15 protein-coding genes are annotated in these 15,588 nt (G+C 73.5%); 3 read left to right on the top strand and 12 right to left on the bottom strand.

Annotated elements, in window-relative coordinates:
- Nucleotides 1-589: 589 nt before the first annotated feature.
- The 5 genes from ABZU69_RS03550 to ABZU69_RS03530 form a co-directional block, all read right to left on the bottom strand.
- Nucleotides 590-823: a zinc-ribbon domain-containing protein gene (locus ABZU69_RS03550; protein ID WP_354962831.1), complete on the bottom strand. Its 234-nt coding sequence runs from the start codon at nucleotides 821-823 to the stop codon at nucleotides 590-592.
- Between the two features lie 111 nt (nucleotides 824-934).
- Nucleotides 935-1,813, bottom strand: coding sequence for an SRPBCC domain-containing protein (locus ABZU69_RS03545; RefSeq protein WP_354962830.1), 879 nt, complete (start codon nucleotides 1,811-1,813; stop codon nucleotides 935-937).
- Entirely contained in the window at nucleotides 1,806-2,363 is a 558-nt protein-coding gene (locus ABZU69_RS03540) for a helix-turn-helix domain-containing protein (protein ID WP_354962829.1), read from the bottom strand. The genes ABZU69_RS03545 and ABZU69_RS03540 overlap by 8 nt, the downstream gene beginning before the upstream one ends.
- Before the next feature lie 91 nt (nucleotides 2,364-2,454).
- Nucleotides 2,455-3,798, bottom strand: coding sequence for a class I SAM-dependent methyltransferase (locus tag ABZU69_RS03535; protein ID WP_354962828.1), 1,344 nt, complete (start codon nucleotides 3,796-3,798; stop codon nucleotides 2,455-2,457).
- Nucleotides 3,795-5,192, bottom strand: coding sequence for an FAD-binding oxidoreductase (locus ABZU69_RS03530; protein ID WP_354962827.1), 1,398 nt, complete (start codon nucleotides 5,190-5,192; stop codon nucleotides 3,795-3,797). The genes ABZU69_RS03535 and ABZU69_RS03530 overlap by 4 nt, the downstream gene beginning before the upstream one ends.
- Nucleotides 5,193-5,285: 93 nt before the next feature.
- Between ABZU69_RS03530 and ABZU69_RS03525 the strand changes: the two genes are divergently transcribed.
- Nucleotides 5,286-5,756 (top strand): YbaK/EbsC family protein, encoded by a 471-nt coding sequence (locus ABZU69_RS03525; protein WP_354962826.1) that lies wholly within the window; start codon nucleotides 5,286-5,288, stop codon nucleotides 5,754-5,756.
- Between the two features lie 49 nt (nucleotides 5,757-5,805).
- Nucleotides 5,806-6,090, top strand: a complete 285-nt coding sequence (locus ABZU69_RS03520; protein WP_354962825.1) for a DUF427 domain-containing protein — start codon at nucleotides 5,806-5,808, stop codon at nucleotides 6,088-6,090.
- A 38-nt stretch (nucleotides 6,091-6,128) separates the two neighbouring features.
- Here ABZU69_RS03520 and ABZU69_RS03515 read toward each other — a convergent pair whose 3' ends face one another.
- On the bottom strand, nucleotides 6,129-7,433 hold the full coding sequence (locus ABZU69_RS03515) for an MFS transporter (protein ID WP_354962824.1): 1,305 nt from the start codon (nucleotides 7,431-7,433) through the stop codon (nucleotides 6,129-6,131).
- 53 nt (nucleotides 7,434-7,486) lie between these two features.
- On the opposite strand from ABZU69_RS03515, the gene ABZU69_RS03510 reads away from it, so the two are divergent.
- Nucleotides 7,487-8,494 (top strand): helix-turn-helix domain-containing protein, encoded by a 1,008-nt coding sequence (locus tag ABZU69_RS03510; RefSeq protein ID WP_354962823.1) that lies wholly within the window; start codon nucleotides 7,487-7,489, stop codon nucleotides 8,492-8,494.
- 24 nt (nucleotides 8,495-8,518) lie between these two features.
- Here the strand turns inward: ABZU69_RS03510 and ABZU69_RS03505 are convergent, their stop codons facing one another.
- The 6 genes from ABZU69_RS03505 to ABZU69_RS03480 all read right to left on the bottom strand — a co-directional run bounded on the left by ABZU69_RS03505 (nucleotide 8,519) and on the right by ABZU69_RS03480 (nucleotide 15,525).
- The gene (locus tag ABZU69_RS03505) at nucleotides 8,519-8,980 is read right to left on the bottom strand and encodes a hypothetical protein (protein WP_354962822.1); all 462 of its coding nucleotides are present in this window, start codon (nucleotides 8,978-8,980) and stop codon (nucleotides 8,519-8,521) included.
- Nucleotides 8,981-9,008: 28 nt separating this feature from the next.
- Nucleotides 9,009-10,961 (bottom strand): VWA domain-containing protein, encoded by a 1,953-nt coding sequence (locus ABZU69_RS03500; protein ID WP_354962821.1) that lies wholly within the window; start codon nucleotides 10,959-10,961, stop codon nucleotides 9,009-9,011.
- 2 nt (nucleotides 10,962-10,963) lie between these two features.
- Nucleotides 10,964-12,424, bottom strand: a complete 1,461-nt coding sequence (locus ABZU69_RS03495) for a sigma 54-interacting transcriptional regulator (protein WP_354962820.1) — start codon at nucleotides 12,422-12,424, stop codon at nucleotides 10,964-10,966.
- 56 nt (nucleotides 12,425-12,480) lie between these two features.
- A complete protein-coding gene (locus tag ABZU69_RS03490; protein WP_354962819.1) occupies nucleotides 12,481-13,557 on the bottom strand; it encodes a hypothetical protein in 1,077 nt (358 codons plus the stop codon).
- Nucleotides 13,558-13,633: 76 nt separating this feature from the next.
- Nucleotides 13,634-14,284: a response regulator transcription factor gene (locus tag ABZU69_RS03485; RefSeq protein ID WP_074317086.1), complete on the bottom strand. Its 651-nt coding sequence runs from the start codon at nucleotides 14,282-14,284 to the stop codon at nucleotides 13,634-13,636.
- Entirely contained in the window at nucleotides 14,281-15,525 is a 1,245-nt protein-coding gene (locus ABZU69_RS03480; RefSeq protein WP_354962818.1) for a histidine kinase, read from the bottom strand. The genes ABZU69_RS03485 and ABZU69_RS03480 overlap by 4 nt, the downstream gene beginning before the upstream one ends.
- Nucleotides 15,526-15,588: the final 63 nt, after the last annotated feature.

Genomic DNA, 15,588 nt, shown 5'->3' with positions numbered 1-15,588 from the left:
GCACTTGACCACCCGTCAAGGGCGCAGGCACGCGAGGGCGGTTGGCGCCCTATGGTGAAATTGTTCCATGTTTGCCCGATACAGGAGCTGTCTTCCCTAATTCAGGCTGTCTTCCCTGATCCGACTGTCAGCGAGATTCATCGGGATTGCTCCGAATGGTCCGCTCTTCGGCCGCACGGGTGGTTCGAGGGAAGGCAACGACGAAGCGCCTGACCGCTGATTCCAGCGGTCAGGCGCTTCGTTGCGGTGGTGCGCCGCGAGGTTCGAGACCTCCCGGCCGACCGGGCCCCGGGTCGGCCGGCGGCGACTACCAGCAACTGAGACAGGTCGTTGCCGCGATCCAGGCGGCCGATCAGCCGCCAGCCACCGGTATGGGCGGTGGAGGTGGGTGTGCGACGGAGGTGGTCAGCGGCCGGCGGAGCGGTTCCAGGGCGAGCGGGGCAGCGCGGTGCCGGCCAGCGGGCGGCGGGCACGGCGGCGTTTCCGCCGCCCGGGCGTGCAGGGCGCGCGCGGGACGGTGTGGACCGGAGCGCCGGCAGGCGGAGGTTGACGGCCGATCAGCCAACACAGGAAACGGGCCATCGGCGGTTCAGCCCACCGGTAGGCGCTCGGCGTCGGACCTGGAGATCTCGTACTGCGCCCCGCAGAACGTGCACTGCTGTGCGTACCGAGTGCGGATCGGGATGAGGGGGATGAAGAAGAGGGTGAACCTGGTCGACCGGCGGGTGATCACCTGCGCGGCGTGGTTGCCGCAGTTGCGGCAGACCTGCTGTGCGACACCCAAACGGTCGGCCTTGGTACGGAGACCAAAGATGAAGAACATCGCACGTCAGTACCCAATCCGGCCCGGTAAATCACCCGTGCGGCCACCGGAAGCGCGGCGAGCGCCGGCCCGTGGTGCGGTGGGCCGGCGCTCGCGGGAGCGGTTACCGCGTCAGCTGGCCGCTGCGGTGGCCTCGGGCTCCAGGCCGGGCACGTCGGCGGCGAGCCAGATCGGCTGCCAGTCCGGCACCTCGTGGAAGCGGCGCAGCTCCGCCAGGCCGGACACCGACCCGCTCCAGGCCGCGTACGGGGGGTTGCCCTCGTCGAAGCCGCTCTGCACGAAGGTCAGCGTGGTCCGGCCACCGGACTCGGCCAGCTCCCAGGTCGTGACGCCGGTGGGTCCCCAGTCGACGGACATCTTCCGGCCCGGCTCCAGGTCGACCACCTTGGCCGCGTACCCGGCGTCGAAGCCGCCCATGGCGTACCGGCCGCCGACCCAGGGCTCGATGCCGATCGGGTAGCCGAACCAGGCGCTGGCCTGCTCGGAGTCGGTCAGCGACTGCCACACCTTGTCGGCGGGGGCAGCGATGACCAGCTCGCCGCGCAGGTCGGCGGACGTGAAGTCGGTGCGCGGCAGCAGCGGCCGGCCCTCCAGGTGGGCGGCCAGGTTGGCGACGGCCAGCGCCCAGTAGGTCTGGAACACACCGCGGATGCTGGAGCCGCTCATCGCCTCAGCGAAGTCGAAGTGGCTCTGCGTCAGCGTCAGCACGGTGCTGTCCGCGCCCTCGGCGGTCAGCTGGAACTCGGTGGTGGTCTCCACCCCGTCCAGCAGCCAGGTGAAGCGCAGCGTGTGGTCGTCGGCGTGCAGCAGCCGCTGGTGCGGGGCGTCACCCTCGGGGGTGTACCGGCCCCAGAACTCGTACCGCTCGGGCAGCTCGACCTCGGCGTGCTCGGCCAGCCAGAGGCGCAGCTCGGCCGGGTCGGTCAGGGCCTGGCGGACGCGTCCGACGGGCGCCGAGAGGCGGGCCTGCACCTTCAATGGTTCACTCATGGTCGTTCCCTTTCGGATAGCAGGCCACGGCGAGCTTGAAGGCATCCCCTTCGCTGCCGCCGTAGCGGGTGAACAGGTCCTGAAGTGCGGTTTGCAGGTCGTGCAGGAACTGCTGGCGTTGCTCGGCCGGCACCCGGATCTCGCCGGAGACCCCGATCGAGGGCAGCTCGGGCGCCGCCCGGTCCAGGGCGGCGACGTCGGCCTGGACCTCTTCCATCAGGTCCAGCAGGTAGCCCAGGCTCAGCTCGTCACGGGCCCGGCGCAGCCCGATCCGGCCGACCAGCCGGGGCGAGAGCCAGTAGGAGCGGGCGACGGCCTGGTAGATGCCCTCGGTGATGCCGCGGACCTTGCGCTCGTTGACCAGCTCGACCAGGCCGGCCGCGACGAGCTGCTTGACGTGGTAGTAGACGCGCTGCGGCGTCTGGTCGAGTCGGGCCGCGACCTCGGTGCAGGTGCGCGGTTCGGCCAGTTGCCGCAGCACCTCGACGCGCTGCGGCTTGAGCAGGACCTCGGCCTGCTCGATCTGCTCCAGGTACAGGACGTCTCTCATGGCAAAATCAGTTTGTACGTACAAAACTTGTTTGTCAATCGCTTCGCGAGAAGCCGCGCCGACTTTTCGGCGCGGCTTCAGGCGGCGACGGTCAGGGCAGCCAGTCGGGCCGCAGCGGATAGCTGCTCCGGCCCTCCGGGCCGTTGTGGGTGGCCAGCACCTGGTGCAGCTGGATGCCGTTGCGCTCGAACGCCATCCGCGACCCGGCCATGTACAGCCCCCACACCCGGGCGGTGCCCGCACCCACCTCCGAGACGCAGAAGTCCCAGTGCTCGACCAGGTTGCGGCACCAGGCGGCCAGCGTCAGCGCGTAGTGCTGGCGCAGGTTCTCGTCGTGGTGCACCTCCAGTCCGGCGTCGTGCACCTCGCTGATCAGCCGACCCGGGCCGGCCAGCTCCCCGTCGGGGAAGACGTACCGGTCGATGAACGCGCCGGAGCGGTGCGGCGCGCGATTGTCCGCCCGCGTGATGCAGTGGTTGAGCAGCCGGCCGCCCTGCCGCAGCCGGTCGCGCAGAGCCCCGAAATAGGCCGGGTAGTTGCGCACCCCGATGTGCTCGGTCAACCCGATCGAGGAGATGGCGTCGAACTGCTCCGCGGGCGCGTCCCGGTAGTCCAGGTGCCGCACCTCGGCCAGCTCGGTCAACCCCTCCCGCTCGATCGCGGCCTGCGCCCACTGGGCCTGCGCCTTCGACAGGGTCACCCCGAGCGCCTTGACGCCGTACTCGCGCGCGGCGTGCCGCACCATGCCGCCCCAGCCGCAGCCCACATCCAGCAGCCGCATCCCCTTCTTGAGCGCCAGCTTGCCGGCGACCAGGTCGTACTTCGCCGCCTGGGCCTGCTCCAGCGTGTCCTCCGGAGACCGGAACACCGCGCAGGTGTACGTCATCGACGGGCCGAGCACCTTCTCGTAGAAGGCGTTGGAGACGTCGTAGTGGTGCGAGATCGCCGTGCTGTCGCGCACCCGCGAGTGCCGCAGCCCGTTCATCACCCGCTTCCAGCGCGGTTGCGCCTCCTGCGGCGGGGCCGGCGGCGGCAGCAGCCGCTCCCAGCCCAGCCCCCGGACCAGCGTCAGCCCATCGGCCAGCGACGGTGGGCGCAGCCGCAGCTCGTCCTTGAGCACCCGCAGCGCCTCGTACGGGTCGCCCGGATGCACCCCCTGCAACGCCAGGTCACCACTGACGTAGGCCCGGGCCATGCCCAGGTCGCCGGGGGCCGTGAGCAGGTACGACAACCCCCGCTCGGTACGGATCGACAGGGTGATGCCGGCATCGGTCGGGCCGACGGCGCTGCCGTCGTACCCGGTGATCCGCACCGGCAGCGGCCCCGCGGTGACCGCGCGGACGACATCCGCCACGGTCGGACCCGTATGCCGGCCCCCCGCCGGCGGGGTGGCGGGGACGCTCGCCGCCCCCTGATCTCGGTCGGTCAGGCTCATGCTCGTGCTACCGCCTTTTCGTACAGTCCCGTCAGCCGGTGGTCCGGGTCGTAGCGGTCCTTCACCGCGCGCCACGTGTCGCCGCCGTAGAGGCGATCGAAGGCGTCCCGGTCGTAGTACGCGTCGGAGTAGAGCGACTTGTGCCCGCCCGACTCCGACACCCTGCGTTCGATCGTGCGGTTGACGTCGCCGTCGGCGGCGCCGGACGCGATCGGCACGCTCCCCCAGAACCCGATGTTGACGTAGTCCTGCCCCGGCCGGAGGGGATACAGCGGCCACGACCGCGCCGAACCGGGACCCGCCGGCTCGCGCAACCGCAACGGACAGAGCCACACCGGGTTCATCCCCACCGCGCCGGCGAACCAGCGCAGGAAGTCGGCGGTACGTTCGAGCGGGATCTCCACGTCCTGCACCACCCGCTCCCGGGCCGGCTGGCCGCGCAGCCGGTCGATCCGGGCGGCCACCTGGTGCCGGTGCTCGAGCCGGACCAGTCGGTGGTAGACGTCGCTGCGCCGGTAGCGCGCCGGCCAGAGCCGCCGCATCACCGGGTGCTGGGCGCCGAACGCCGCCGAGCACCAGAACCAGTCGGTGTCCCAGCGCCACAGATAGTCGTACGCGGTGAGCACGTCACGGGTGCGTTGGCGCAGCGACCGGTAGTAGATCGCCTGGCCGGTGTAGTCGCTGGGCGGCTCGGCCGCGTCGGTGAACGTGGCCAGCACCAGGTACGCCTCGCCGGGGCTGAACATCACCCCGTCCATCGCGTCGACCGGTTCGCCGGCCCAGGACCGGGTCGCGGTCACCTCGGCGATCGCGTCGGTGAGCGCCTCCAGCCGGGTGAACCGGATGTTGCGCAACGCCACGTACCGGCCGATCGGTTGCAGCTCGATGCGGAGCCGGGTGGCGTAGCCGAGGCTGCCCAGGGAGTTGGGGAACGCGGTGAACAGGTCCGCGTGTTCGCCCTCCGGCCGGGCGGTGATGATCTCGCCGGAGCCGGTGAGCACGTCCAGCTCCCGTACCGACTCGTGTGGCAGGCCGTTGCGGAAGGAGGTCGACTCGATCCCGAGGCCGGTGACCGCCCCACCCAGGGTGATGGTGCGTAGCTGCGGCACCACCAGGGGCATCAGCCCGTGCGGCAGCGTCGCGTCGACCAGGTCCTCGTACGTGCACATGCCCTGCACGTCGGCGGTGCGCCCGGTCGGGTCGACCGACAGCACCCGGCCGAGGCCGCTCACGTCGAGGCCCGGGGTCCGGGGAGCGGACCGGGGGCGGAACAGGTTGGAGGTGCGTTTGGCGAGCCGGACAGGCTCGCCCGTGGGCACCGCGGCGTACGACCGCCGCAGCGTGTCCACCGCTTGATCATGGTCAAAGGAGTGATCCACACGCTCAGCGCGCATGTGATCACCTTACGCCCGTACCCCGGAAACCGTGGGATGTCGACGGTGGCCATTTCCCGTCCGGTGCCAGGCCCGACGGTTACCGTGGCGGGCATGCCGTCGCCCGCGATCACCGCCCTGGACTCCGCCGGCCTGCCCTACCGTCTGATCTCGCACGGCGCGGTCGGCAGCCTGGCGGAGGCCGCCGCCGTCCAGGGCGTGGCCGTCCCGGACGTGGTCAAGACGATCGTGGTCCGCCGCGGCGCGGACGACCACCTGTTCGTGCTCACCCCCGGCGACCGGGTCATCTCCTGGCCCAAGTTGCGCACCCTGCTCGGGGTGCACCGGCTCTCCATGCCGGACGCGGCGGGCGCGCTCGCCGCCACCGGCTACGAGCGCGGCACCATCACCCCGTTCGGCGCGAGCACCGCCTGGCCGGTGATCGCGGACGAGCGGCTGCGCGGCCGGGAGATCACCCTCGGCGCCGGCGAGCGCGGCCTCGCCGTCGCGGTCGACGCCGACACCGCGATCGCCGCGCTCGCGGCCACCGTGGCCGACGTCACCGATCCACAACCGACCCGCTGAGCCGCCGCGACCGCTGCCGCCGTCGGTGCCACGGCCTAGTCTGGGTCGTATGCCGAAAGCTGTGTGGAACGACCTGGTCGTCGCCGAGAGCGACGACACCGTGCTGGTGGAGGGCAACCACTACTTCCCCCGCTCCGCCCTGCGCGACGACCTGATCCGCGAGTCCGCGACGCACACCGTCTGCCCGTGGAAGGGCACCGCCTCCTACTACACCCTCGAGCACGAGGGCAGCACCAGCGAGGACGCGGTCTGGTACTACCCGGAGCCGAAGCCCGACGCCGAGATGGTGCGTGACCGGGTGGCGTTCTGGAAGGACGTCCGGGTCGTCGACTGACGTCGGGCTGGCATCGGCCCGCCGAGGTGGGTGGCGCCTCAGCCCCGGAAGCTCCAGGCCCGGGGCGCGGTCGCGGCGACCAGCACGGCTTCGGCCACCGGCTTACCCGGCCGCCGGCGCAGCAGCAGCGACAGCCCGGCCGCGCCGATCGACAGTCCGCCGGCCACGTACCAGGCCATGGCGTAGTCGCCGAGCTGGTCCCGGACCAGCCCCGCGCCGGTCGCCGCGACCGCCGCGCCGAGCTGGTGGGCGGCGAACACCCAGCCGAACACGACCGCCCCGGCGGTGCCGAAGTACTCCCGGCACAGCGCCACGGTCGGCGGCACGGTGGCCACCCAGTCCAGGCCGTAGAAGATGATGAACACCAGCATGCTGGGCTTGGCGGTGCCGGCGAACAGGGTCGGCAGCAGCAGCAGGGACGCCCCGCGCAGCGCGTAGTAGGCGCCGAGCAGCAGTCGGCTGTCCACCCGGTCGGTCAGCCAGCCGGAGGCGATCGTGCCGACGATGTCGAAGAGCCCGACCAGGGCGAGCAGCCCGGCGGCGGTGGTCTCGGGCATGCCGTGGTCGTGCGCGGCCGGCACGAAGTGCGTACCGACGAGGCCGTTGGTGGTCGCGCCGCAGATCGCGAACCCGCCGGCCAGCAGCCAGAACGGCCGGGTCCGGGCCGCGGTGGCGAGCGCGCCCAGCGCCCGGGTCGCCGCGCCGCCGGTCGCGGGTGGCGCCGCGACGACCTCGGTCGCGCCGTAGGCGGGCAGGTCGAGATCCGCCGGGTGCTCGCGCAGCAGCCACACCACCAGGGGTACGACCGCCAGCGCGGCTCCGGCCACGACGAGTGCCGCCGTACGCCAGCCGTGGTCGCGCACCAGAACCGCGATCAGCGGCAGGAAGACCAGCTGCCCGGCCGCCCCGCCCGCGGTCAACACCCCGGTGACCAGGCCCCGTCGGCGGACGAACCAGCGCCCGGTGACGGTGGCCACGAAGGCCAGCGCCATCGAGCCGGTGCCCAGCCCGACCAGCACGCCCCAGCAGAGCAGCAGCTGCCAGGAGGCGGTCATGAAGACCGTCAGCCCGCTGCCCGCGGCGACCAGCAGCAGCGCCACCGAGACCACCCGGCGGATGCCGAACCGGTCCATCAGCGCGGCGGCGAACGGCGCGGTGAGCCCGTAGAGCAGCAGGTTGACCGAGACGGCCGCGGAGATGGTGGCCAGCGGCCAGCCGAACTCCTCGTGCAGCGGGTGCAGCAGCACCGAGGGAGTGGCGCGGAAGCCGGCCGCGCCGACCAGCGCCACGAAGGCGACGGCGGCGACCAGCCAGGCGGGATGCAGGCGGCGGTTCTTTCTCACGCGGACCAGTCTGGGCGGCGCCGCCGGCACCGACGAGTGGCCGGAAAGCCATCATGCGCAATAATCGGGCCATGACCGTACGCCCGCACCGGATCGCCGTACTCGCCCTCGACCAGGTCGTCGGCCTGGACCTCGGCACCCCGTCCCAGGTGTTCAACACTGCCCGGGCCGCCGACGGGACGTCCTTCTACGACGTGCGGATATGCACTCCGGGCGGCCAGCCCGTCCGCAGCACCGCCGGCTTCCAGGTGGTCCCGGACCACGGGCTGGAACTGCTCGACACCGCCGACACCGTGATCGTCGCGGGCATCCACGACGGCAGCGCGCTAACCTCGGGCACCGTCGAGCCGGAGGTGGCCGAGGCGCTGCGCTCGGCGTACGAGCGGGGCGTTCGGGTGATGTCGATCTGCACCGGGGCGTTCGTGCTGGCCGCCGCCGGGCTACTCGACGGGCGTCGGGCCACCACCCACTGGGCGTACGCGGAGCAGTTCCGCCGGCTGCACGACCGGGTGGACCTGGACCCGGGCGTGCTGTTCATCGCCGACGACCGGGTGCTCACCTCGGCCGGAGTGGCCGCCGGCATCGACCTCTGCCTGCACGTCATCCGCCTCGACCACGGCAGCGAGGTGGCCAACCGGGCGGCCCGCCGCTGCGTGATGCCGCCCTGGCGCGACGGCGGCCAGGCGCAGTACATCGAGCGGCCGGTGCCGAAGGCCACCGACACCAGCACCGCCGGCGCCCGGGAGTGGGCCCGGCAGCGGCTGCACGAACCGATCGCGCTGCGCGACCTGGCCGACCAGGCCCGGATGAGCGTGCGCACCTTCACCCGGCGCTTCCGCTCGGAGACCGGGCTGAGCCCCGCGCAGTGGCTGCTCCAACAGCGCACCGACCACGCTCGACTGCTGCTGGAGACGACCGACCTCACCGTCGACCAGATCGCCCACCGCTGCGGCTTCGGCACCACCGCCGCCCTGCGCCAGCAACTCCACCAGCGCATCGGCGTGGCCCCCTCCGCCTACCGCCGCACCTTCCACCCCCGCGCCGAGCCCGTCAGGAGCTGACGCCCGACCACCCGCCCACGGGGGTCAGGTGCGGAGCATGTGGAGTTGGGCCTGGTGTTTGGGGAGGTGGACGCGGGTGTGCAGGTCGAGGGTGCGCGACCAGGGCAGCGTGTCCTCGACGATGAGGTCGAAGCCCTCCCGCAGGTGGGTCTCGACCGGGGTTTCCGCGGCCAGGCCGAGCTGGTCGACCAGCTCGCACAGGCGGTCACTGGTGCCGTGCAGCAGCGCGGCCAGGCCACGCAGGCCACCCTGCTCGGCGACCAGCGCGTCGAGCTGCGGACGGTGCATGTCGTCCAGGTCGTAGTAGGCGAACGCCGACCCGGCCAGCAACGCCTCGGTGGCCTGGATCATCAGCTCGTCGTTGGCCACCAGGTGCGCCACGATCTGCTCGGCGCTGAGCTGCCCCTCCGGCGGCGGCCCGAACCCGGCCCCGTCGATCTCCGCGAACACCGCGTCGTACGCCCGCCGCAGCCCCCCGCTCTCCACACCCCCAGTCAACCCCGCCGGGCGGGGGTTAGCGGCGGGATTGGCGGGAGCGGAGGTAGTCGCTGACCACGTACTCGCCCAGGTCGTCGGTGTCCGGGGTGAACATCCGGCCTCGGCTGCGCCGGGCCACCGCGTCGACGAAGCGGCGCAGGCCCGGGTCGTCGCCGAGCATGAACAGGTTGAGGGTGGCGCCGTAGCGGCTGAGCCGGTCCACCTCGCGGACGGTCGCCTCGATCGTCTCCGGCAGCGGCGGCCAGTGGAACAGCGCTTCCCCGTCGTCCGGATCCAGGTGGGCGGTCGGCTCGCCATCGGTGACCACCAGCACCACCGGCTCGGCGTCCGGATGGCGACGCAGGTGCCGACCGGCCAGCCGCAGCGCGTGCTGGAGGTTGGTGCCCTGCTCCATGTCCGGCTCCACGGCGGCCAACTCCTGCTGACTGAGCGTCATCGCCTCCCGGCCGAAGCCGACGATCTGCAGGGCGTCCTGCGGAAAGCGCGTCTCCATCAGGTGCGCCAGCGCCAGCGCGGTCTGCTTCATCGGCCCCCAGCGCCCCTGGGAGATCATCGAGTACGAGAGGTCGACGCAGAGCACCACCGCCGCAGAGGCCCGCTTCTCGGTCTCCACCACCTCGAAGTCGTCCACCGCGAGCTGCACCGGCACGCTCGGCCCGGCCCGGCTCACCGCCCGGGTCAGCGTGCGGACCACGTCCAACGGCTGCTCGTCGCCGTACTGCCAGGGTCGGGACCCGCCGCTGACCTCGCCGGCGGCACCCGCCGAACGCAGATCATGCTGGCCCCGCGGCCCAGCGGTCAGGTCGGCGAAGACCCGCCGCAGCGCGGTCCCGCCGAGCCGGCGCAGCGCCTTCGGGCTCAGCGTGAGCCCGTCCGCGTCCCGGCTCACCCAGCCCTGCCGGCGTAGTTCCCGCTCCAGCTCACGCAGCCGGCGGACATCGTCGGCGGCGCTCCGGCCCAGCGTCCGGGCCACCGCGTCGACGTCCACGTCGTCCAGGGTGGCGCCGGGGTGTTCCTGGTCGAGCTGGTCCAGCAGGTCGTCCAGCTCGCCGATCTCGCCCAACGCGCCGGCCGCGTCGGCGTAGCCCAGCGGCTGCTCGCCCCGGACCCGCTCGCCGCGCCCCCACCGCAGGTCCGGCCGCAGCGCCCGCAGGTTGGCGTCGAGCGCGGACAGCTCCCCGGCAAGCTGGTCGCCGAGCGACTGCCGCATCAGCCCGGCCAGCTCGGCGCGCTGCCGGTCGGAGAGCGAATTCATCAGCCGCTCGCCCGCCGCCGAGCGCCGGGCCAGCACGTCGATCAACTCGTCGACGGTCTCCGGCCGCTCCGGGAAGAAGTCGCCGTGCCGGCGCATGAACTCGGCGAACGCGTCGGTGGTGTCCTCCGCGCGGCCGTGCCGGGCCAGCAGGTCGTTCAGGTCGCTCATCATCTCGGCGAGCCGCGCCTGGACGGCCGGGTCGGCGGAGGCGCGCACCGCGTCGCGCAGGCCGGCGAAGCGCTGGCCGAGCACGTCGCCGCGAAGCTGGTCGAGGATCTGCTGGTACGACTGCCGGGCGTCCGCGCTGGCCCACTGGTAGCCGGCCAGCTCCTCCACCGCCCGTGCCGTGGAGCGGGGCAGGTTGTCCAGCACCGACTCGGCGAACCGCGCGCCATCGTCGTCGCGGCCGCGCAGCTCGTCCCGCTCGGCGGCGAGGGCCTGGTCGAGCAGGGCCCGCGCCCGGGTCACCGCGCCGTCCAGGTCACCCCGGCGCAGCGCCTCCCGGCGCAGCCGGCGGGCCCGGGCGGCCAGGTCGTCCAGCCCGCCACGCCCCTGCGGACCACGGCGCAGCAGGTCGCGCAGTGCCTCCCGCAGGCTGCCGCCGGCCAGCACCTCGGCGCCGACCGCGTCCACCGCCTCGCGCACGTCGTACGGGGGCGCGAGCGGGTCGGGGCCGCCGCGCCACTGCCCGTACCGGAACCGGTTGCCGGCCACGGTCAGCCCCGGCCGCCGTAGACGGTGCGCCCGGAGTCGGTGACGTCCTTGCCGAGCCGGCGGGTCAGGTGCAGCCCCTCCAGCACGAACTCGACACCGGCGGCGGCCTCCTCCGGGGTGGGCGCGTCGCCCAGGCCGAGCCGGTCCAGCACCTTCGCCAGCCCGGGCACGGTGCCCACCTGGCGCAGCAGCTCGGCGGCGCCGACCAGCTCGCCGGTCTCGATCGCCGCGCCGTCCTCGACCAGGCCGGTGAAGCCGGACAGGTCCAGCCCGGCCAGGTGGGCGCGGAACGTCTCGGCGGTCGCGGTCCGCAGCAGGTGGGCCAGGATCTCGATCTCCCGCCCCTCCTCGCCGCTCTCGAACTCGACCTTGCCGCGCAGGGTGCTGGTCGTCGACACCGCGTCGCCGACCCGGGCCACCGCGGCCTCGGGGCGTCCTTCCGGGGTGCCGGTCGCGGCGAGCAGACCGGCACGGCGCAGCGCCGCACCGGCCACGGTCTCGGCGGCGGCGATGGCGAACCGGGCGGAGACGCCCGAGCGCGGGTCCACCGACGGTGACTCGCGCACCGCGCGGGCGAACCGGGCCAGGACCTCCAGGACGTGCTCCGGCACCTCGGCGACCAGGTCGGCCTCCTGCCGGATCAGCTCCAGCTCCAACTCCAGGTCGAGCGGGTAGTGGGTACGGATCTCCGCGCCGAACCGGTCCTTGAGCGGGGTGATGATCCGGCCCCGGTTGGTGTAGTCCTCCGGGTTGGCGCTGGCCACCAGGAGTAGGTCCAGCGGCAGCCGCAGCTGGTAGCCGCGGACCTGGATGTCCCGCTCCTCGAGGACGTTGAGCAGCGCCACCTGGATCCGCTCGGCCAGGTCGGGCAGCTCGTTGACGGCGAAGATGCCCCGGTTGGTACGGGGCACCAGCCCGAAGTGGATGGTCTCCGGGTCGCCGAGGGTGCGGCCCTGTGCGATCCGGATCGGGTCGACGTCACCGATCAGGTCACCGACGCTGGTGTCCGGGGTGGCCAGCTTCTCGCCGTAGCGCATCGAGCGGTGCAGCCAGCCGACCGGCTGGTCGTCGCCGGCCTCGGCCATCTGGGCGCGGGACGCCGGGGTGAGCGGGTGCATCGGGTGTTCGTTGAGCACCGAGCCGGGGATGACCGGGGTCCACTCGTCGAGCAGCGCACCGAGGGAGCGGATCAGCCGGGTCTTGCCCTGGCCCCGCTCGCCGAGCAGCACCATGTCGTGCCCGGCGAGCAGCGCCCGCTCGACCTCGGGCAGCACGCTGTCGTCGTAGCCGACGATGCCGGGGAAGCGGGCCTCGCCGGCACGCATCCGGGCCAGAAGGTTGCCGCGGAGTTCCTGCTTGACGGTGCGGTACTGGTGACCGGCCGCCCGAAGCGCGCCGAGCGTGCCGGGCAGGTCGGCCGGTGGAACCGGGATTACCGGGGAGGGCGCAGTCACCCGACCCACGCTAGCTCACATTCGCGGGGGCGCCCCGGCATCGGGGGGCACCCCCGCTCCCACCATCAGCCCCGACCGCAGCGCCGGCAGGCTCCGCGGCGGCGCAGGTGGTACGCGTAGGTGGCGGCACCGAGCGTCACCCCCCAGAACGGCCAGAGCAGCATCGGCGCCCCGGCCAGGCTGAACCCGTGGGTGAGCTGCCAGAACTCGGGGTTGCTGAGCAGCCCCAGGGTGGCCGCGGTCACCGCGACGGCGACCAGGGTGGCCGGCACCACGGCCAGCTTCACCGGCACCCGGCTGCCGGCCAGCCCGAGCATCCAGCGGGGGAACCGCTCGCCCCACCGCTGCACCAGCCCGAGGGTGAGGATCGCGCCGACGGTGGCGAACGCGCCCAGCCCGAACCCGGCCCACACCAGTCCGGTCTCCCGCATCTCGGTCAGGAACTCCTCAGAGATGCCCAGCGGGATGCCGGCCGCCCAGGCGAACCGGGTCACCGCGTACGCCAGCGGGATGGCCGCGGCGATGCCGGCGGCCCACCGACCCCAGCGCGCGGCGGCGGCCGGGGTCGTCCAGCCCCGGTCGGTGTCGTAGCGGCCGCAGCCGACGCAGGCCCCGGCGGTGCGGCGCTGCCAGGCGAGCACCGCCCCGGCCAGCAGCAGCCCGCCGACGAGCGCGGCGAACCGGGCGAACAGCGCCCAGTTGAAGATTTCGGCGTAGTCGACGGGCGGCCAGCCGAACGGCGCCCCGATGATCAGCATCGGCGCGTAGCCGAGGATGACCAGCACCCGGGCGTCCGGAACGACCACGGCGAGCACGAACGCCACCGTCCAGCCGTATCCGGCGAGCAGCGCCCGCAGCGGGCCGGGCGGGCGTACGGCCGGACGGCTCATCGCCAGCGCCGCCACCGCGGCGGTCAGCAGCACCCCGGCGAAGAGCGGGGTGGCCAGCTGCACCGGCACCAGGCGCAGCAGGTTGACGTCGCCGCCGTGCGGGTCGTTCGTGCCGAACGGGTAGCCGGCGCCGGTGAGCGTGCCGAGCAGGGCGAGCACGCCCCACAGGCCGAGCCAGCCAGCGGCCAGCGGGGCCAGCCGGTCGGGCCATCGGGAGTCGGGACGGGGTCGGGAGGCAGTGATCGTCGTCATGCTCCCAGCCTCGGCCGGTGGCCGGCCGGGCCCCTCCCGCGCGGCGGTGAACCCGCTCCCCCCAGAGAGGGACCGGTCAGCCGGACGGGGTGACGAAGCCGGACTCGTAGGCGGCAATCACCGCCTGGGTGCGATCGCGTACGCCCAGCTTGGCCAGCACGTTGCCGACGTGCGTCTTGACCGTCTCCACGCCGACCACCAGGTGCGCGGCGATCTCCGGGTTGGACCGGCCGGTGGTCATGAGCCGCAGCACCTCGGCCTCCCGCTCGGTGAGCCGGGCGGCGGTCAGCCGGTCGCCCCCCGTCGGGCCGTACGCGCCGGCCAGCCGGCGGATCGCGGCCGGGAAGAGCAGCGACTCCCCCGCCGCGACCACCCGGACCGCCTCGACCACCTCGGCCGGCCGGGCCCGTTTGAGCAGGAAGCCGGCGGCGCCGGCGCGCAGCGCCTCGTAGACGTACTCGTCGTTGGCGAAGGTGGTGACCACCAGCACCCGCGGCGGGTCGGCGGAGGTGGCCAGCAGGTGTCGGGTGGCCTGGATGCCGTCGATGCCGGGCATCCGCACGTCCATCAGCACCACGTCCGGCCGGTGCCGGGCGACCAGCGGCGGCACCTCGGCGCCGTCGGCGGCCTCGGCGAGCACCCGCAGGTCGGGTTGGGCGTCGATGATGGCCCGCAGCCCGACCCGGATCAGCTCGTCGTCGTCGACGATCAGCACACCGGTGGTCATCGCGTCTCCTCGTACGGCAGGCGGGCCCGGATCAGCCACCGGCCGCCGTCCGGGCCCACGCTGAGCCGGCCGCCGAGCAGCAGCACGCGTTCCCGCATCCCGTCCAGGCCGCGGCCGCCCCGGCCCGGGTCGGCCCGGCCCACGTGACCCATCGCGTTGACCAATTCCAGCTCCAGCGCGTCGGGGTGCAGATCGAGCCGCAGCGTCACCGGCCCGTGGCCGTACCGTGCCGCGTTGGTCAACCCTTCCTGGACGATCCGGTAGCCCTCCCGGGAGACCACCGAGGGCACCCGCGACGGGTCGCCGGTGCGGTGCGCGTGTACCGCCAGCCCGGTCGCGCGGGCGTCGGTGACCAGCCGATCCAGGTCGGCGAGGGTACGCTGCGGCGCCACCCCGGGCCGGTCGCCACCGGTCTCCCGGAGCAGCCCGAGGACGTGGTCCAGCTCGTCCATCGCGGTCCGCCCGGCCTCCTCGATGGCGGTGAGCGCCCGCCGGACGAACTCCGGGTCGGTGTCGAGCACCTCGCGGGCGGCCCCGGCCTGGAGGGTGGCCACCGTCAGCGCGTGGCCGACCGAGTCGTGCAGTTCCCGGGCCAGCCGGTTGCGTTCGGCGAGCCGGGTGGCCCGCGCCTCCAGTGCGGCGATCCGCTCCGCCGGGGCCGGGCCGAGCAGCACCGGCGCCATCGACCCGGCGAGCGCGCCGAGCCCGGCGACGGCGTAGCCGAGCCCGACCAGCAGGACCACGCCGGTCAGCGTCAGCCAGCCGGTGTCCCGCCCGTCCAGCGGCCCGAACCGTTCCCGGCTGGTCAACTCGGCTCCGACGCCGAACTGCTGGGCGATGAAGGCCAGCGCCATCGGCACGGCCGTGATCAGCGCGACCATCACCAGCGCGCCGATGATGAGGTGGGTGGCGATCCAGAGCGCGCTGCGCAGCCGGGTGTCCCGGTCGCCGCGGTGCCCCGGCGCGGGGTCGGGCAGGTCGACGCCGAGCAGCGCCCGTACGGCGGCGATCTCCAGCGCCCGGCTGCCGTCGAGCAGCAGCGGCACCACGGCGATCACCAGCGCGATCACCAGCAGGGCGAACACCAGCGGACGGGGGACCTCCGAGCCGGTGAGCAGCTGGGCGAAGGTCACCGCGAGCAGGCCGTACGGGAGCGCCAGCACCCCGCCGAGCAGCAGGAACACGCCGCGCCGCCAGGTGCTGCCGGCGACCAGCGGGGCCAGCGCCGCTCGGGGGGTCACCCCGCCATTCTGCTGCCGTCACCGGCCTCCGCGACTCCCCCGCGCCGGGGAGATCGGGCCGCG

The sequence above is a fragment of the Micromonospora sp. NPDC005206 genome, assembly GCF_040608175.1.
Classification (GTDB): Bacteria; Actinomycetota; Actinomycetes; order Mycobacteriales; family Micromonosporaceae; genus Micromonospora.
This window is presented reverse-complemented; position numbering and strand designations above follow the sequence as displayed.